This window comes from Vibrio sp. D401a (assembly GCF_030248515.1).
Classification (GTDB): Bacteria; Pseudomonadota; Gammaproteobacteria; order Enterobacterales; family Vibrionaceae; genus Vibrio; species Vibrio rotiferianus.
The window spans coordinates 88,919-107,991 of sequence record NZ_JAHGAI010000002.1 but is presented as its reverse complement, the minus strand read 5'-3'; the positions used below and the strand labels follow the sequence as shown (position 1 = coordinate 107,991).

General features: G+C 45.5%; 14 protein-coding genes and 1 other RNA gene. 11 read left to right on the top strand and 4 right to left on the bottom strand.

What is annotated here, in order from left to right:
* Positions 1–3: 3 nt before the first annotated feature.
* Positions 4–864 carry an acyl-CoA thioesterase II gene (gene tesB / locus KIV41_RS02750; protein ID WP_045389370.1) on the bottom strand — a complete coding sequence of 287 codons (861 nt, stop codon included), beginning with the start codon at positions 862–864 and terminating at the stop codon, positions 4–6.
* A 167-nt stretch (positions 865–1,031) separates the two neighbouring features.
* Here tesB and KIV41_RS02745 point away from each other — a divergent pair, with 167 nt between their 5' ends.
* Positions 1,032–1,466, top strand: a complete 435-nt coding sequence (locus KIV41_RS02745; RefSeq protein WP_285335619.1) for a YbaY family lipoprotein — start codon at positions 1,032–1,034, stop codon at positions 1,464–1,466.
* 31 nt (positions 1,467–1,497) lie between these two features.
* Here KIV41_RS02745 and KIV41_RS02740 read toward each other — a convergent pair whose 3' ends face one another.
* Positions 1,498–1,800 (bottom strand): DNA base-flipping protein, encoded by a 303-nt coding sequence (locus tag KIV41_RS02740; protein WP_010447086.1) that lies wholly within the window; start codon positions 1,798–1,800, stop codon positions 1,498–1,500.
* Between the two features lie 271 nt (positions 1,801–2,071).
* On the opposite strand from KIV41_RS02740, the gene KIV41_RS02735 reads away from it, so the two are divergent.
* The 5 genes from KIV41_RS02735 to KIV41_RS02715 all read left to right on the top strand — a co-directional run bounded on the left by KIV41_RS02735 (position 2,072) and on the right by KIV41_RS02715 (position 9,599).
* Entirely contained in the window at positions 2,072–2,815 is a 744-nt protein-coding gene (locus KIV41_RS02735) for a hypothetical protein (RefSeq protein ID WP_088881110.1), read from the top strand.
* A 166-nt stretch (positions 2,816–2,981) separates the two neighbouring features.
* On the top strand, positions 2,982–4,988 hold the full coding sequence (locus tag KIV41_RS02730) for a GGDEF domain-containing protein (protein ID WP_138942207.1): 2,007 nt from the start codon (positions 2,982–2,984) through the stop codon (positions 4,986–4,988).
* A gap of 135 nt (positions 4,989–5,123) precedes the next feature.
* Positions 5,124–5,220: signal recognition particle sRNA small type (gene ffs, locus KIV41_RS02725), an RNA gene on the top strand.
* Positions 5,221–5,927: 707 nt separating this feature from the next.
* Positions 5,928–8,681, top strand: a complete 2,754-nt coding sequence (locus KIV41_RS02720) for a cation-transporting P-type ATPase (protein WP_285335618.1) — start codon at positions 5,928–5,930, stop codon at positions 8,679–8,681.
* Between the two features lie 183 nt (positions 8,682–8,864).
* Positions 8,865–9,599, top strand: coding sequence for an RNA methyltransferase (locus KIV41_RS02715; protein WP_252041781.1), 735 nt, complete (start codon positions 8,865–8,867; stop codon positions 9,597–9,599).
* Between the two features lie 90 nt (positions 9,600–9,689).
* Here KIV41_RS02715 and fdxA read toward each other — a convergent pair whose 3' ends face one another.
* Positions 9,690–10,013, bottom strand: a complete 324-nt coding sequence (gene fdxA, locus KIV41_RS02710; RefSeq protein ID WP_005431654.1) for a ferredoxin FdxA — start codon at positions 10,011–10,013, stop codon at positions 9,690–9,692.
* Positions 10,014–10,245: 232 nt separating this feature from the next.
* Here fdxA and KIV41_RS02705 point away from each other — a divergent pair, with 232 nt between their 5' ends.
* The 5 genes from KIV41_RS02705 (at position 10,246) to udp (ending at position 17,667) form a co-directional block, all read left to right on the top strand.
* On the top strand, positions 10,246–11,865 hold the full coding sequence (locus tag KIV41_RS02705; RefSeq protein WP_285335617.1) for an NAD(P)/FAD-dependent oxidoreductase: 1,620 nt from the start codon (positions 10,246–10,248) through the stop codon (positions 11,863–11,865).
* A gap of 343 nt (positions 11,866–12,208) precedes the next feature.
* Positions 12,209–12,628 carry a CBS domain-containing protein gene (locus KIV41_RS02700; protein ID WP_010447101.1) on the top strand — a complete coding sequence of 140 codons (420 nt, stop codon included), beginning with the start codon at positions 12,209–12,211 and terminating at the stop codon, positions 12,626–12,628.
* Between the two features lie 115 nt (positions 12,629–12,743).
* Positions 12,744–14,195, top strand: coding sequence for an MATE family efflux transporter (locus tag KIV41_RS02695; RefSeq protein ID WP_071235732.1), 1,452 nt, complete (start codon positions 12,744–12,746; stop codon positions 14,193–14,195).
* A gap of 100 nt (positions 14,196–14,295) precedes the next feature.
* Entirely contained in the window at positions 14,296–16,602 is a 2,307-nt protein-coding gene (locus tag KIV41_RS02690) for a zinc/cadmium/mercury/lead-transporting ATPase (RefSeq protein WP_285335616.1), read from the top strand.
* Between the two features lie 306 nt (positions 16,603–16,908).
* Positions 16,909–17,667 carry a uridine phosphorylase gene (gene udp, locus KIV41_RS02685; protein WP_010447108.1) on the top strand — a complete coding sequence of 253 codons (759 nt, stop codon included), beginning with the start codon at positions 16,909–16,911 and terminating at the stop codon, positions 17,665–17,667.
* Positions 17,668–17,822: 155 nt separating this feature from the next.
* Here the strand turns inward: udp and KIV41_RS02680 are convergent, their stop codons facing one another.
* A complete protein-coding gene (locus KIV41_RS02680) occupies positions 17,823–18,983 on the bottom strand; it encodes a DUF1887 family protein (protein WP_010447109.1) in 1,161 nt (386 codons plus the stop codon).
* Positions 18,984–19,073: the final 90 nt, after the last annotated feature.

Genomic DNA, 19,073 nt, shown 5'->3' with positions numbered 1-19,073 from the left:
TCGTTATTTAGTAAAGCGCATTACGCCTTCTTGTACTGCTGTTGCAACTAGGTGACCTTGTTGGTTGTATATCTCGCCACGAACTAAACCGCGAGTGTTGCTCGCTGTTGGACTTTCAATTACATACAACAACCAATCGTCCATTTTAAATGGACGGTGGAACCAGATTGAATGGTCAATAGTAGCTACTTGGAAGTTGGGGGTCATCAGCGACACTTCGTGTGGGTGAAGTGCAGTGGTCAAGAAGCCCCAATCCGATGCGTACGCCAACAGATATTGGTGGATCAATTGATTGTCAGGCATCTCACCATTGGCTCGAATCCACAGATACTGTTTCGGCTCTGTTTTTTTGGGTTTTAGTGGATTAACTATGTTAACTGGGCGGGTTTCAATGGGTTTCTCACCACAGAACGTTTTACGTAGTCGCTCTGGTAAGAACTCGGCAATGTGGCTTGCTAGCTCCGTCTCAGAGGGGAAGTTCTCTGGCCCAGGAATGTCTGGCATGGTGTTTTGGTGATCAAAGCCCGGAGCGTCACCATGATAAGAAGCGGTCAGGTAGAAAATCGGACGACCATTCTGAATTGCCTTCACGCGGCGAGTACTAAAGCTACGGCCATCACGCAGATTCTCGACATCGTAAATGATCGGCTTTTCAGGATCGCCAGGGTATAGGAAGTAACTGTGGAATGAATGTACGGTACGTGCGTCTTCTACCGTGTATCGCGCGGCAGATAGCGCTTGTCCAATAACCTGACCACCATAAACTTGAGGTAAACCTAGGTTCTCGCTTTGTCCGCGGAACAAGCCTTCTTCTAGTTTTTCGAGTTGTAGTAGGCTGAGCAATTCTCTTAATGGTTTACTCATGATGTCTCCTCACCTTATTTTTATTGCTGCTTCAATTATGAAACAAAATCAACTGTTTGGTAATTTCTAACTTAGTCAAACTATTGTCAAATCGCTAAACGTACAGCAGACAGTTTAATAATCTCCCTCTATACTTAGCGCGAAATGATACACCCGTTGAGGAAACTATGAAAAAAACACTACTACTTGTTACTTCTTTACTATTCGGTGCTGCACTAGTGGGTTGCCAAACTTCTCAAAACACAGAAATGGAATCGGCTGAGGCGTCTATGAAGACAATTACAGGTGCAGTGGCTTACCGTGAGCGTATCGCGCTTCCTCCTCATGCAGTAGTAACGGTAGCCCTAGAGGATGTGTCTTTGGCCGATGCGCCAGCGAAAGTTCTTGCGAAACAGACATTCGAGACTGAGGGTAAACAAGTACCTTTATCGTTTGAACTAAGCTACAACAGCAACGATATCAAACCAAACCACCGTTACAGCCTACGTGCACGTATTGAAGTGGACGGTAAGCTACGTTTTATCAATGACACAAGCATTCCAGTTATTACTGATGCAGAGCAAACGCACGAAGCAAATATTCGTCTAGTGGGTACACGTTAATCGTTAGTCCAATTGATTGTAAAATGGCAGCCTAAGGCTGCCATTTGTATTTTTTGAGTGAGACTTTTCCGATCTCAGACACTTCAATGCCTTCCGCTTCAAGCTTCTGCTTTTGCCTCTCCAGATCTCGACCTTTTAACGAAATTTTTCCTTGGCTATTAATTACTCTAAACCATGGAAGTTTGCTGCCTTCTGGTAGATTCCCTAATGCTTTACCTACGTGTCTTGCATAACCAGGATAGCCTGCCATTTTTGCGATCTCGCCGTAAGTTGAAACTCGTCCAATAGGAATTTGGTGAATTACAGCAAAGATTTGCATTAGAAATTGGTCCATACTGAAAGTGTCCACTGTTGTTTACCAAGGAATGGTAATACACAAGACTTGTACTTCGCTATCAGTTCTTGCTCCTTAACATCATTTGCCGCTCATGTTCCTTCACCTTGTTTTGTTGTTTCTTTTGTGAGCCGCAGCTGATCTCTAAGAGTAAGTTGGAAATACAAAAACAAGCTCAGTCTTAGTTTATATAGACCCGCTCAACGACATTGAAGGCCCAGTTTGATATGCCGTTGAGTTACCAGGTTGGTTGGGGAAGCCAGGAGGCGCTATGATTTTTTCAACACTTCAATTTCTCGTTACGACTCTTCTTGCCGTGGTGTGCGCTCGTGCCATCAGTTTGAGCGAAGGAGACATTCCCGTTCTTGCTTTGATGATTCCTGCGTTGTGGATACTACCGCAAGGTGGTATCGCCGGATTAATACTTCTAGGAGCGATGACCGTTTATGGCTTGACGCTATCAATGCAGCCAATTGCTTTGTCGATTGGAGTGTTGATTCTATTCCCATTACTCATGGTCGTGTTCTCGCGGCGCAGTTCACTGGGCGTTTTGCTTACCGCAGGTCTCATTGTGCTCACGTTACAAGTTGGCATCATGGTAACGCAGCAAGCTGGTAAATTAGATGGGACTCCTTGGATTACCGTTGTTCAAACGATGGCCGTTGTCGTGATGTGGTGGGCTGCCAACCATTGGAAACCCTCAGAGAAACATAGCTGGTGGTCACTGTTGTTATTGTTGCCATTATGGTTGGCGGATTTGCCTTATGCTGTATTAGTTGCGTTAAGTGTCACCGGGATCCTAGCTTCTATGGAAGCGCTGACTAAGATTAAAAACTCAATGCGTTGGGGAAAGTTACTCTGTTGGACATTACCAACCGTAGGCTTTGCTGCGTTGGTTGTTAACCCGAATATTGATGTCCCTAATCCGGTATTTGTAGTCTGGATTTGTTTGTTGGGAACGGCTTGGATGACAGACTATATCTTGAGAAGCAGTGACGAGCAGGCAGAATTGTAACGTACAGAAATTTAACGAGAAAGAGTGATACTCTCTACAGTCTCTCCATCAATCGATGAAAAATGAAGCCGAATAGTATATGTTCGGCTTTTCATATTTACAGGGTATGTCAATTACATGTTGTTGGGTGAATGGCCCAACTAACCGTATGCATAATTAGTTGGTCATGGTTAAGATTTTTAAAGGGCTGGTATTTGCTTATTTGTTGCAGTGCAGTCCATTCCTGTTTGCTCAGTCAGTGCATCAGAAAGAATATAAAGTTGCTACAGAAGCGGATGATATTGTTACACGCGCTTTGTTTGATGCGATTTCAGCAGAGTTTGATGTATCAATACAATACGTCAATTTCTCTAGCTTTGATGCCATTCTAGATTCTGTAGCAGAAGGTAAGAGTGACTTTGCCGCCAATATAACCTTCACCGAAAAGCGAGCTAAACGCTTTAGTTATTCCCGCCCAACGAATATCGAATACACCTACCTATTCGGTCACACAGATAAAACCTTGGATGACATTCATAACGTTGGAGTGCCTCAGGATACAATATACTCAGAGCTTATCAGGCACTATTATCCGGATATCGAGCAGGTGTTTTATCAAGGCCACGATGAAGCCGTTGAACTACTGAATAGTGGTAGGGTTGATGGTGTTGTCGATGCCATCAACCAACTCAAACCCATGTTGTTAGATGGGTTTGATGCGCAGTTACTTAATGATCAAATCTCTATTAAGCCTGTTTCCATTGTTAGCCCTAAAGGTCTGCATTTACATGAGCTAGAGGCTTTTTCTGAGTATATCCATAGTGAAGAAGTACAAAAATTACTTCGGGAAAGGGTCGCAAAATATCAGTTTGATCTTCGTCAGAGCGCTTTACGGGAAGGGTTAAGTACCTTACCAATTGATTTGAAGCAGCCAATAATCATTAAGCTTGAGCCTATCTTCCCTTACGTGGTTTACAACGATGATGGAACCATTGAGGGTATGACAGCAGAGGTGGTCTACAAAAGCTGCGATATCTTGAACTTAAATTGTGAGATTGTGAGTCAAAAGGATGAAAGCTGGGAAAGTATGTATAGCCAGTTCATTCAAGGTGACATAGACATGATAGCACCGCTAACGATAAGCCGTGACCGGCGTGCATTTAGTTACTTTACCCAGCCGCATTATTCGCCAAGTTCGGTCATGGTAAGGCGCCTAGGATACAAACCTAATGTCTATTCTCATGTCTCCCAGCTAATCTCTGAACGTATTGGTGTGGTGAAAGAAGACTTTTTTGATCATCTTTTGAGCCAAATGTTGCCGCTGAAAAGTTTGAAAAGATATGAAAACCAACAAGCTCTCATCGATGCACTACTTGAGCGAGAGGTGGACTATATCGCGATGGATACCGCGATGCTCAACCATTTTCTTCGTCTAAGTGAGTTATTGCCCATCGAGCAGGACAACGCGATTGGTGAATTTTATCAATCACAGCTTTCAGTTGGCTTAGCAAAGTCCACTAAAGGTGAATTGTTGGCGCCATATTTTTCTAGAGCGATATCTATGTTGAATTTGGACAATATTGTCGCTCGATACGATTTACGGCCAGATTGGCGTACGGCATTAGAATATGAGGTAAGGCTGGCAACCCAAACTCAAGCTGTATTCCTATTTGTACTGATATTTGCAATCTGTGTATCGATTTACCTTTATCGTCAATCCAATACCGATAATTTAACAGGGTTACGCAATCGCAGGTCATTGCAATTGCGTTTTCGCCAGGGAGTCTCACCAGAGTTAGCAATCCTCTACCTAGATATTAATCGTTTCAAGCAAATCAACGATACATATGGTCACAGAGCGGGAGATATGGTTTTGCAACAGCTCTCAAATGACATCAAAGCCTTGTGGGATGGAAGAAGCTATCGTCTTGGAGGAGATGAGTTCATTCTTATTGGTAACCCGACTCAAGCACAGCTAGAGCTGGCAATAGAAAAGCTGGCAACTATTACTTTACAAGATGGAACGTTAGATGAAGCTCACCCTATCTCTGTTTCTGTTGGTTGCTCGGTGAATCGTCAAAAGACATTGAGTCTAGAGAGCGCTCTCCATCTTGCCGATGAAGATATGTATCAAAGAAAGCAAGCATCACGACAAGAGACGAGACCGAAGCCTGCCGATGAGATTCGTGTTTAATTGTTGAATTGACCGACTTTTGTTCAAACAGTAGGGGAAAGGGAAAAATCGTTACTTTAGCCCTTGCAATCTGAAAGGCGATGCTGAATAATCCTCCCATCATTTGAGACACGCTCTCAAAACAGAATTATGGGGCTCTGGTCCTCTCGCAACAATAGCTCGTGAACTCGGTCAGGTCCGGAAGGAAGCAGCCGCAGCGTGTGACTTGTGTGCCGGGATGTGGCTGGGGTCCCACCCTTTAAAAGCCTCGCTTAAACAGCGAGGCTTTTTCGTTTCTGCGCTGTAAAATACTCTCTCAAACCTTTTCCCTTTCTCTCAACTGGCTATTCGTCTGGCTGGTGGTTTCTCATTACTCATAACCAAATTTGTATGCAGTGTTCAGCCGTGTCTCTTGTGATTTCTCCTTTGTTTTTGAGTGAATAAATATGCTAATTGTATGACTTGAATGTGATGTATTTCGACTAGCTAAAATTGGTCATTCTTTATTAGCAATTTTTCTATCTTCCCTTGCAAATCTTTTCGGATAGTTTGTATTTTTGTCACGCTTGTTAGCCACTCTTAATAAAACCATCTTGTAGAAAAATTACACTTTTCGGGAAAAATGAAGTGTTTTTTCTGTCTAATCGGGGTCTTATTCATGTCCATTTACACTTAATTGATCTTTTGTATGACAAAATAAAATCGAGATTGATTGGGGTCAAAGATTCGTCCGCATTTGCTATTTGCCTATCTGAAAGTTAATTACAAGTATTCATCGGTTCGGGTAGGTTATTTTTACTCGCTGGCATAACACTGAATAGATTCTTGATAAATATTCAAAATGAAAATAAACGGTGCAACGGTGACTAGCGAGGCGATTTAACTCAATTCTATTCAGCGAATGCTTTTTATCAGTTTGAAATTGTACTGATGTCGCTTGAATGCTTTTTGGAGACCCCCATGACTAAAAAGTGGTTTACTGAGTCGGTTGAAGAAACACTGACTCAATTAAATGTATCAACTGAGCAAGGTTTGACTTCGGAAGAAGTAGAGCAGCGTCAGGCTGAACACGGCAAAAACGAGCTACAAGAGCAAGAAGGCAAATCTGCCCTTGAGCTATTCCTACACCAATTTAAGAACCCATTGATCTTCATTCTGGGTATTGGTGCGATTGTTTCCTTCTTTACTGGTCACCTTGTGGATGCGGTTGCCATCACAGTGATCATCTTCATCAATGCCATCATCGCATTTTGGCAAGAGTTTAAAGCTCAGAAGGGCATGGAAGCGCTGCGCGAAATGGCAGCGCCAACCGCACAAGTTCGTCGCAATGGCGAGTGGGTTGATGTGTTGGCACGTGACATTGTGCCGGGTGACATTTTAAAGATTAATACGGGCGATATCCTTGCTGCGGACGTGCGCATCATTGAAGCAAACCGTCTTGCGGTCGATGAAGCCGCGCTTACTGGTGAGTCTGAGCCGGTTGATAAAATCGTTAAGGTGATTGAAGACGAAACCGTCGGCCTTGGTGATCAGCGTAATATGGGCTTTATGACCACGATTGTGACCACTGGTACAGGCTTAGGTGTGGTTGTCAGCACAGGCATGAAGACCGAAGTTGGCCATATTGCGGACATGATGGCAAACACCGAAGAGACCAAAACACCAATGCAAGAGCGTATGGATACCATTGCGAAAACCTTGATGGTCGCGGCTTTAGGTGTGGTGGCTGTGGTTTGTGGTATCGGTCTTTATCACGGTATGCCTTGGCTGGAAATTCTGAACACGGGTATTTCGTTGTCGGTAGCGGCTATTCCAGAAGGTCTGCCAACAGTTATCTCAATTGTTTTGACGATGGGCTCAACGCGCATGGTGAAGAACAACGCGTTGGCGAAGCAGCTTTCTGCGATTGAGACGCTCGGTTCAACCACGGTTATCTGTTCAGATAAAACAGGTACGCTGACACAAAACCAAATGCAGGTAATGAAAGCGTACGATGCAAGTGGTCGTTACTGGGAAGTGTCAGGCAAAGGCTTTAGCCCTGAGGGTGAATTTAAGCCGCTAGGCCACACGGTTGATGCAAAGCAAAGCCCAGAGATGATGAAAGGTTTAGTGGTTGCGACCCTATGTAATGATGCGGAATACATCAAAAATGGCGATAACTCGTCTGTGCGTGGTAACCCAACCGAAGGCGCATTGATTGTTGCAGCGGCAAAAGCGGGTCTGGAGCAATCAGACATGCTATCGACAGGCGGTTACTCTATCGTTGAGAAGTTCCCGTTCGACTCTGCACGTAAGATGGCGTCAGTGATTGTCAAAGGACCGGATGGTAAGCACTTCCTTGCTATTAAAGGTGCGCCAGATGTGGTGTTACGCAATGCCTCTGGCTTTATGGTTGATGGTGGCGAGCTACCTACAGCGCCAACGATGTCGACAGGCAGCTTAGCGTTAGCGGCAAGCCCTGCAGAAGAGGTGATTGCGAACTACGAAGCGGCAATTCAGGACTTTGCAGAGCAAGCGCTTCGCACTTTGGCAGTAGGTTATAAAGAGCTGACAGAAGATGATCTCAAGCGTGATCCTGCTGAGCTAGAGAAAGATGTGACCGTGCTTGGTTTGTACGGAATTATGGACCCACCACGTCCAGAAGTTCGCGACGCAGTAGAAAGCTGTTATAACGCGGGCGTTCGTACGGTGATGATCACTGGTGACCACGCACTTACTGCAGCGGCAATTGCACGCGAAATCGGTATTATCTGCAGTGAAAAAGACTTGGTCATCACGGGCGCACAACTGGATGAGATGGATGATGAAGCGCTACGTAAAATCTGTCCGGAAGTTGCCGTCTTTGCTCGTGTAACACCAGAACACAAGCTGCGCATTGTTCAAGCTCAGCAACACAATAATGAAGTGGCAGCGATGACAGGTGACGGCGTGAATGACGCGCCAGCTCTTCGCCGTGCGGATATCGGTGTTGCAATGGGTATCACCGGTACATCGGTAGCCAAAGATTCGGGCGATTTGATTCTACTGGATGACAACTTCAGCACGATCGTGAAAGCGGTACGCCAAGGTCGTCAGATCTTCGATAACTTGCGTAAGTTCATTCGCCAAGCACTGACGGCGAACGTGGGTGAAGTATCGGTTATCTTGTTTGCTTTCTTGATGATGGGGCCAGAAGCGATTCTGCCACTTACGCCACTGATGATTCTATGGATTAACTTAGTCTCTGACGGTCTGCCAGCGCTGGCATTGGGTGTAGAACCTGAAGAAAAAGATCTGATGGAGCGTAAGCCGCGTAAGCGTAACGAAAGTTTCTTCAGCGACCATCTGGGTACACGTATTGTGACACGCGGTTTGGCATTAGGCGGTATGAGCTACTTGGCGTTCAATTGGGCACTGAGCAGTGGTCAAAGCGCGCAGTATGCACAAACGATGGCATTCGCAATGCTGATTTTTGCTCAGCTATGGCACTTGTTTGACTCGCGTACGTTTAACTCGCTATACCGTAAGAATCCATTCACCAATAAATACCTATTGGGTGCAGTAGCGGTCTCGGCAACGCTGTCTCTTGGCGTGATTTACACCGGTCTTGGTCAGTTGATCTTTAACACAGAGGCACTAAGTGCTGGTCACCTATTTGGTGTGATTCTTGTGTCTTCACTGCCGACATTCATTTTGTCTGGCATTAAAGAGATGACGAAAACAAAAGTCGTTTAAGAATGGTGATGTCGATTCTTTCAGCATAGGGAAGCGACAGATGCCTAAAGCCCGCCGAGAGTGATAGCTTGGCGGGCTTTTCTTTTCTCTCAAGCAAGGCATCTCTTTAGCTGTGCGAAGGTTTACTCTATAATCCCCCCGTTTTCATCTGGTACTTCACCAACTTTCATCTGGGATATTTTCATGATTTCAAAAAACCAACTAAAACTGCTGCGTGCTTTAGGTCAAAAGAAGCAGCGTAAAGCGCACGGCTTATTTCTGGTTCAAGGTGAAAAGAACGTACTGGAATTGGCGAGCAGCTCACTCACGGTAAAGCAGATTTTTGCGACGGCCGAGTTTCTGAATGAGCATCGCCAAGAACTAAATGGCTTCGAATGTATTGAAGCGTCACTAGATGACCTAACTAAAGCAAGTACCTTGGTGAGCAACAATGCAGCCATTGCTGTGGTTGAAATTCCAAACGTAACAGTGCCTCAGGCAAAAGGCTTGATGATTGCATTGGATGGCGTTTCTGACCCGGGCAACCTAGGTACGATCATTCGCGTAGCAGATTGGTACGGTATCAAGCACATCATCGCGAGCACAGATTGTGCCGATCCATACAACCCAAAAACCATCAGTGCAACCATGGGCAGCTTTGGTCGCGTGCAAGTGAGCCTAGTGGATTTACCAAGCTACCTAGAAGAGGCAAACTTGCCAGTGTATGGTGCTTTCCTTGAAGGCGAGAGTGTGCACAAGACAGAATTCTCAGCAGAAGGTATTTTGTTGATGGGCAGCGAATCTCATGGTGTGCGTGAAGCCGCATCGAAGTTTGTGACCGACAAGATTACCATTCCAGCGTTTGGCGGTGCTGAGTCTCTAAACGTGGCAATGGCGACAGGTATTATTCTGGACAACATGCGTCGTCAACACAGCTAATCGCATCAACGAATCATAGATACAAAAAAAGCGTAACGAGCCAGACTTTTTCAAGTTGAGGTTCATTACGCTTTTTTCGTTTTAATGCGCTTATTTTTCTAGCATGTCTAACTTGTTTGGCACGCCGTTCCACTTTTCCGCTTCATCCATTGCTGGCTTGACTTCAGTTTGTACCGGCCAGATTTCTGCAAGTTCTGCATTGAGCTCTTTGTAGATCACTTGATCTTCTGGAAGCTCGTCTTCTTGGAAGATGGCGGCTGCGGCACATTCGTCCACGCACAAACCACAGTCGATGCACTCAATCGGGTTGATTACCATAAAGTTTGGACCTTCGTGGAAGGCATCAGCAGGGCATACCGCGACACAGTCAGTGTATTTACATTGGATACAGTTATCGGTTACGACAAACGCCATGATAATCAGCTCTTAAGTTAGTCAAAATTGAAGAATGGGGATAATACTCATCCCAAGGCAAAATTCAACATTCGCTACGTTAATTCCGCCGCGCAACTTGGATTTAGTATGACAGACAATTCAATTTCTCGTAAAATGCGCGCCATTGTGAGCTGACTGCTTTTTCACCCTTGATATTAACGAGGAGAAAATAGCAGTTCTGGCTAAGACACCTACCATAACGAGACATCACATGATTCGTATTAATGAAATTAAACTTCCTCTTGATCACGAGGAAGGCGCGCTATTGGACGCGATTACTAAAAAGCTTGGCATTGCTGCTGAGAAAGTTATCTCTTTTAATGTCTTTAGACGCGGCTACGATGCTCGTAAGAAAACCAATATTCATCTTATCTACACGCTAGACATCATCGTTGAAGGTGATGAAGAAGCGTTGCTAGCGAAATTTGAAAAAGACCCACATGTTCGCCAAACACCTGACATGGAATACAAGTTCGTGGCGAAAGCACCTGAGAACCTAACTGAGCGCCCAGTGGTGATCGGTTTCGGTCCTTGTGGTCTTTTTGCGGGTTTGGTTTTGGCTCAAATGGGCTTTAACCCAATCATCGTTGAGCGTGGTAAAGAAGTACGTGAGCGCACTAAAGACACGTTTGGCTTCTGGCGCAAGCGTACACTTAACCCAGAATCGAACGTACAGTTTGGTGAGGGCGGTGCAGGTACTTTCTCTGATGGTAAACTTTACAGCCAAGTGAAAGATCCAAACTTCTACGGTCGCAAAGTGATCACTGAGTTTGTTGAAGCTGGAGCCCCAGAAGAAATTCTATACGTAAGTAAGCCGCACATCGGTACCTTTAAACTGGTTACCATGATCGAGAAGATGCGCGCGAAAATCATCGAGCTAGGTGGTGAGATCCGCTTTAGCACTCGTGTTGACGATCTGCATATGGAAGATGGTCAAATCACAGGCGTAACGCTATCAAACGGTGAAGAGATCAAATCTCGTCACGTAGTACTAGCGGTAGGTCATAGTGCTCGTGATACCTTTGAAATGCTGCACGACCGTGGCGTTTACATGGAAGCGAAACCATTCTCTGTTGGTTTCCGTATCGAGCATAAACAGTCGATGATCGACGAAGCGCGTTTTGGTCCAAACGCAGGTCACCCAATTCTTGGTGCTGCAGACTACAAACTGGTTCACCACTGTAAGAATGGTCGTACGGTTTACAGCTTCTGTATGTGCCCTGGTGGTACGGTAGTTGCGGCAACTTCTGAAGAAGGTCGTGTAGTAACGAACGGCATGAGCCAGTACTCTCGTGCGGAGCGTAACGCGAACAGCGCAATCGTCGTCGGTATCTCACCAGAAGTAGATTACCCAGGCGATCCACTAGCAGGTATCCGTTTCCAACGTGAACTGGAATCGGGCGCTTACACACTTGGTGGTGAGAACTACGACGCACCAGCGCAGAAAATTGGTGACTTCCTGAAAGGTCGCGATCCAAGCGCACTGGGTGATGTTGAGCCATCGTTCACTCCGGGCATCAAATTGACTGACCTGTCAAAAGCGCTACCTGCATTTGCTATTGAAGCGATTCGTGAAGCGATTCCAGCATTCGATCGTAAGATCAAAGGTTTTGCATCAGAAGATGGTTTGCTTACAGGTGTTGAAACACGTACGTCTTCTCCAGTTTGCATCAAGCGTGGCAAAGACTTCCAGAGCATTAACTTGAAAGGTTTCTTCCCTGCGGGTGAAGGTGCCGGTTATGCTGGTGGTATTCTTTCTGCGGGTATTGATGGCATCAAAGTGGCGGAAGCCGTAGCGCGTGATATCGTTGAAGCGATGGAAAATGCTTAATTTATTCGAGTAATAATACTTCGAAAGCCAGCCTCATTTGAGGTTGGCTTTTTTGTTTGCACTGCATAGCTAATTATTTCTAACTTGAGTTTTTATTAACTCGACTTTATCTCGACCTCTGCGCACGCTGTACATTTTCACTGTTCATCACCAGACTGAGTTTTGCACCCGAGGTAAATAAATATGCAACTGTGTATTTATTGTTTTGTCTTATGTATCAGTTCGGATAGAGATCAATAGACTAAATCTATAGATAAAATTGCTAATTTCCATTTAGTAAAATCAAGAAATTAGACGACACTTATCTTAAAGGCAGCAAAAACGTGCCGCTAAGGAGATAAGAATGCACTCACTAAAAGTTAAAGATTACATGACATTGCAAGCGGTGACGTTCACCAAAAACATGTCGCTAACAGCGGCTTTGGATAAGGTGATGCAAAGTGTTACTCTAGGTGGACCAGTTATTGACGAAAACGAGAAAGTCGTAGGGTTCCTTTCTGAGCAAGACCTTTTAGACAAACTCGTTAAAGCCAGTTACCACTGTCAGGATACACATACTGTTGAAGAGTGTATGCATGACGATGTACTTTCTGTGTCACCGGAAATGTCGATCATTGAGTTGGCCGATATGATGAAAATAGGCAAGCCAAAAATGTATCCGGTAGTGGATGACAAAGAAAAATTGGTCGGCGTGATTACAAGACGTGATGTACTTCGAGCGATAGGTAAGTCTCTAAACGAGTGCTTCCAGCATCCTGTTTAAAACCCAAATTAGATCCCCAGTTACCTCAAGATGCTCACTTCAGCTCTTGGTGTTACTTGAAGGGTAAAACTAAGACGAAAGGCGCCTCGGCGTCTTTTTGTCGTTGAGGAAGAATATGTCTACCCAAGACGCGAAGTTTGTCCAAGGTTCCACTATGCGCCACATCTTAGTGATGTCAGGTGCGGGATCAGTAGGATTGATGGCCCTGTTTGTTGTCGACTTACTCGATATGCTGTTCATCAGTATGTTGGGGCAGGTTGAGTTGGCGGCTGCCGTTGGTTTCGCAGGAACACTGATTTTCTTCTCGACTTCTGCGTCTATCGGCACGTCGATTGCGATGGGGGCTTTGGTCTCCAAGTCTATTGGGGCAAAGGACTTCGATCGTGCGAGGTTGATGAGCGGTAGTATTATGCTGACCGCCTTTATGATCAGTTTAGTGATCACTATTGGTATGTACATCCATATCCCTGAACTCTTAGCTGCAATCGGTGCAGAGGGAGTGGCCGCGGAGCGTGCCGAGGCGTATCTTAACATTCTATTGCCAAGTGCGCCGATACTGGCGTTGGGTATGTCAGCAGGTGCAGGTTTACGTGCTGCTGGAGATGCTAAACGCTCTATGTGGGCGACCTTATCAGGTGGTATTGTTAATGCGATTCTTGACCCATTGTTCATCTTCGTTTTTAAATGGAATGTGGAGGGGGCTGCTGCGGCTTCGGTTATTGCTCGTTTCACCGTATTAGCATTCTCTCTTTATCCGTTAATCAAAGTGCACAAACTGGTTTCTCTTCCAAACTTCGATATCTTTAAAAACAACCTCAAGCCAATTTTAGCGATTGCTGTGCCTGCGATTATTACCAATACTGCAACGCCTATTGGTAATGCAATTGTGACTACTCATATCGCTCAATTTGGCGAAGACTTCGTCGCAGGGTTTGCGGTGATTGGGCGCTTAACGCCAGTTTGTTTCGCGGTGATTTTTGCGCTCTCTGGTGCGGTTGGTCCTATCATTGGGCAGAACTTTGGTGCGGAGCGTATGGATCGTGTTAAGCGTACTCTAACCGATTCTTTACTGGTGACCACGATTTACACCCTAGGTGTCTGTGCTTTGCTTTATGTGCTGCAAGATTACATCGTAGCAATGTTTAGCCTGACGGGTGATGCCGCGATTATTGTTATCGCATTTTGTACCTATATTGCCATTACATTTGTCTTCAATGGGACTTTGTTTGTCGCCAACACTTCTTTCAATAATCTCGGTAAACCGCTTTATTCCACGGCATTGAACTTAGGTAAAGCAACAATCGGCACTCTGCCTTTCGTTTACTTTGGATCGCAATGGTACGGAGCACTTGGCGTGTTATATGGACAAGCGGTGGGTACGATAGTGTTTGGGTTGCTGGCGTTAGTTGTGCTGAATAAACACATTAAAGACCTGATGCAAAACTTCGGAGAAGAAGATATAGAAGACGATCCAGCGATCACTTGCGTTAATACTCAACCTTTTTGCTCTCACGATGCGGTATTGATTGATGAAGTGGCAACCGCTTTGGAAGAAGAAAAAGCATAAATTTCGTCAATTGAACATAAATGCACTTGACCTTGGAGTTAGCTCCAAGGTTTATTCTTAGCAGTAGATAAAGGTTTATCACCAATAAGGAAAGTGAACTATGTGTACGAAACATCAAGGTTGCCAATCAGGCAAAATCAAATCTGCGGTGGCAGTAGGTGCAAGTGACTCATGCTGCGCACCGGCAAAGCCAACGCTAAACATTACCCAAGCAACCGTTGCTGTCTCAGAAGAATCTTGTTGTAGCGGCGGAAGCTGTAGCTCGGATTCTGTTGACGACGAAGGTCCTGCCGAACCCCTCGAGTCCACCATTCGTCATAGTTGGCTAGTGTCAGGCATGGATTGTCCGGCCTGTGCGCAAAAGCTAGAGAAGGCCATCTCTTCTGTTGAAGGGGTCACAAATGCCAAAGTCTTGTTCGCGACAGAAAAGTTAGTGGTCGATTTTGATAACCGAGCACTTGCGCCTGTTATCGAGCAAATTTCTCAGCAAACCGGATTCCCACTGACTTCGACAGATGCACCAAAACCAAAAGCCGAGAAAAAGGGTTGGGTTGGCGTTATCAAAGACAATGTTCAGATCCTCTCTATTGCAGGTGCGATGGCGTTTGCTGGCATCATTTCTGATTTCAATCCAACGCTAAGTACTTGGTTGTTTACTTTGACCTGTTTGCTTGGCTTGTATCCGGTTGCGATGAAAGCCATTAAGTTGGCCCGAACAGGTACGCCATTTGCGATTGAAACATTAATGAGTGTAGCGGCGTTAGGTGCGCTCTACCTTGGTGAAACCGCGGAAGCGGCGATGGTGCTATTGCTTTTCCTTATTGGTGAAAAGTTAGAAGCATATGCATCATCTCGCGCTCGCAGCGGCGTTCAAGCATTGATGGATCTCGTTCCAGAGAATACCACTCTGATTGTGGATGGCGAACGTCAAGAAGTGCCAGCGTCACAACTACAGCCGGGTAACGTGATTGAAGTAGCGCCGGGTGGTCGTATGCCAGCTGATGGCGTACTGATGACTCAAGCGGCAAGCTTTGACGAAAGTGCATTAACGGGTGAGTCTGTTCCGGTAGAGCACAACGAAGGCGGTAAAATCATGGCTGGTGCCGTGGTTGTCGACAAAGTCGTGCAGGTGAAAGTGACGTCTCGCCAAGGTGAGAACGCGATTGACCGTATCCTACATTTGATTGAAGAAGCGGAATCACGCAAAGCACCACTTGAACGTTTCCTAGATAAGTTCAGCCGTTGGTACACGCCATTGATGATGCTTGTCTCTCTATTAGTCATCATCACACCGCCATTGTTGTTTGCTCAACCTTGGGAAACGTGGGTGTACCGTGGTCTAGCATTGCTGTTGATCGCATGTCCATGTGCGCTCGTCATCTCTACACCAGCGGCGATCACTTCTGGCTTGGCGGCAGCGGCAAAACGCGGCGCACTGATCAAAGGTGGTGCAGCGCTTGAGCTACTGGGTCGTGTTGAATCTGTAGCATTTGATAAAACGGGCACACTGACACAAGGCAAACCGCAAGTAACTGATGTGGTACCTTTTGGTGTGACGGAAGAACAACTGCTGAGCTTGACCGCTTCGATTGAGATTGGCTCAAGCCACCCGCTAGCAATTTCTTTGGTGAACAAAGCGCAAGAGCAGGGCATCAACATTCCTGAAGCGGCAGACAAAACAGCACAGGTTGGTTCTGGTGTGACAGGTCTTGTTGAAGGCAAATTGGTTCAAGTGATTGCGCCATCGAAAGCCGACTTCCCAATCTCACAACAAGTAGAGCAGCAAGTCTTGGCGTTGGAAGGGCAAGGTAAAACTGTGGTTATCGCACGCCACGATCACCAAGTGATAGGTTTGATTGCTTGGCAAGACACGCTTCGTCAAGATGCTCAACAAGCCGTTGCTGCATTGAAGAAACTGGGTATTTCATCTGTGATGCTAACAGGTGACAACCCTCGCAGCGCCGAAGCAATTGCGAACCAAATTGGTCTTGATTACAAAGCGAGTTTGTTACCGGCAGACAAAGTGCACTACGTGGAAGAGATTTCAGCGCAGCACACCGTTGCGATGGTGGGCGATGGTATTAATGACGCCCCAGCGATGAAAGCTTCCAGCATTGGCATTGCCATGGGCGGTGGTACTGACGTTGCACTCGAAACGGCTGATGCCGCGCTGACTCATAACCGTTTGATTGAGCTAGCAGGCATGATCGAGCTATCACGTGCGACGCTCAATAATATCCGTCAGAACGTTGCGTTGGCTCTAGGACTGAAAGGCGTGTTCTTGGTAACGAGTTTGCTAGGTATAACAGGCTTGTGGGTAGCTGTGTTGGCCGACAGTGGAGCAACAGCTCTTGTTACTTTGAACGCTCTGAGATTACTTCGTTTTGAATCTAAGCAAGTAAAATAACCATTAAAGTGAAATGAAAACTGACCTGAGGCAGAAGTGTCTCAGGTTTTTTTATGCCTATTAAATCGATACAGCTTTGGTGTTTGTTTCGTTTGGCAAATCACTTATTCCTATGCAACGAAATGATCTTTAGCTCCTTAAAGTGTGATCTAAACCGTTTTTATTTGAAAGTGTGGTTTTATTACATTGTTTCATTGTGATTGCGATCACTCTATGTTGGTGAAAGGTTCGCTACAGTGCATCTGTACCCAACAACTTATTAATGAGCTTATTGTTTACAAAATAAGCCACAACAAGGAGCAACTTATGTCTCAAGCTGTATTCCATTTAGGTATTACTGAAGCTGATCTTAATGGTGCAACTCTAGCAATTATTCCTGGTGATCCAGCACGCGTACAAAAAATCGCTGAAGAAATGGAAAACCCTGTATTTCTAGCAAGTCACCGTGAATACACGCTATACCGTGCAGAGCTAGACGGTAAACCTGTTGTGGTTTGTTCTACAGGTATCGGTGGCCCATCTACTTCTATTGCAGTAGAAGAGCTAGCGCAACTTGGTGTTCGTACTTTCCTACGTGTAGGTACTACAGGTGCGATCCAACCGCACGTAAACGTAGGTGATATGATCGTTACTACAGGTTCTGTTCGCCTAGACGGTGCGAGCCTACACTTTGCTCCAATGGAGTTCCCAGCGGTAGCTGATTTTGAAATTGCTACAGCAATGAAAGCGGCAGTAGAAGAATCTGGTGCTGCAGTACACATGGGTGTGACAGCTTCAAGTGATACTTTCTACCCAGGCCAAGAACGTTACGACACTTTCTCTGGTCGTGTTGTTAAGCGTTTCCAAGGTTCTATGCAAGAGTGGCAGGACATGGGCGTTCTGAACTTCGAAATGGAGTCAGCAACACTGCTAACTATGTGTGCAAGCTCAGGCCTAAAAGCAGGTTGTGTGGCGGGTGTAATTATCAACCGTACACAAAAAGAGATTCCAGATCATTCAACTCTGAAAGAAACGGAAGCTCGCTCAATTAAGGTTGTAGTTGAAGCGGCTCGTAAGATGCTTTAATAATAACGGTTAGTTGGCATTTAAACAAACGGGAAAAGCCAGAGGTTCGCCTCTGGTTTTTTCTATCTGTCGGTTTTGTGTTGAGTGTTAAAGGCAGTGAATCTGACGCAATAAAAAAGCAGCCCGAGGCTGCTTTTTTTGATTGGTATCGACGATTAGATTTCGTCAGAACCGCCGGCGGCTTCAAACCATGCACTAAGATGTGTCTTCAGATCTTTCAGCTCATCTGGACCGATAAGTGCCAAGCCTAAGTCTTCAGCGCGTGTGATGTCATTATGGCGTAGCGGACGGAAGCTAACCAACATAGCACGTGCTTGTAGGCCACCTAGAAGGTCACGCAGTGATTCAAGCTTGTACAAGGTATCGTCACCATCATCACGCATACCTTTAGTCTTACATTCGATAATGTGCAGTTTGTTGTTTACTACGGTCGCAACATCCAGTTCATTACGAACCTCACTTTCACCTAGCTTGCGATAGACTTGAACGTTTAATGAACGATCTTGGATGGTTGGCATCGTATCTTGAATCTGCTTAACCGTGCTATGAACTAAGGTCTCTAGCCATTCACCATTTGAAAAGCGGCGGGCGTCTTCATCAGCGAATGTCAAAATGCCATTTTCATACGTAGCAATCTGAGCTTCAACCAAGTCGGTTAGTAGCATGTTCAGTTCACGGTAGCCTTGTTGCTTCTCAGAGAGCTCTACATCCAATTTTTGCTCTTTACGGCAGGTGGTTGCAAGATAGTTTAGAGTCGCAAGGCCAGGGCCAAGTTCAAGGGCATTGGAAGCCCAACGTTCGCCTAGTTCATACAGTTTTTGATCTAACTGAGGAGGGAGGTCAACGTGGTGGAATTCGCCTCGAGCACCGAAAATTGTAAGGTAGTCAGAAATCGTAATGTGGTCTTCTACTTGGCTGTCTTCTTTGCCATCAGGATATAGCCAGCAAAGCTTGTCACTATTTGGCTCTACCACAAAGATTGGCCAACGGTACGTACGGAAGACTTCATACACAGAAAGCAATCGGTGACGAAGGCCACAGCTTGCGTTCAGCTTTACTTCTTCGCCTCGGTCATGGAGGTCTTTTGCCAATTTATGAATCGATTGTTTAATCAGAGAAGTGTTTACAACAGAAGGAATTTCAAAAAACTCGGACGTAATTTCTCGCTGCTCCAACACGGCACTCAGTCGCTCATAGATGTCAGCTTGACTCTTATCACCGATAAAGACGATATGGGTACTGACAGTGCGATTATCCAATAGAGGAGTGACCAATCTAACGGGGTCTTGGTCAATAATACCAACATGAACAGCCATAGGTTTTCCTTCTTATTTGGCTTGCTCGAAAAGAGAAAGTAAAAGGGATGAGCAAGCCATAATAACCATATGTAGACAAGGTCAATAAAA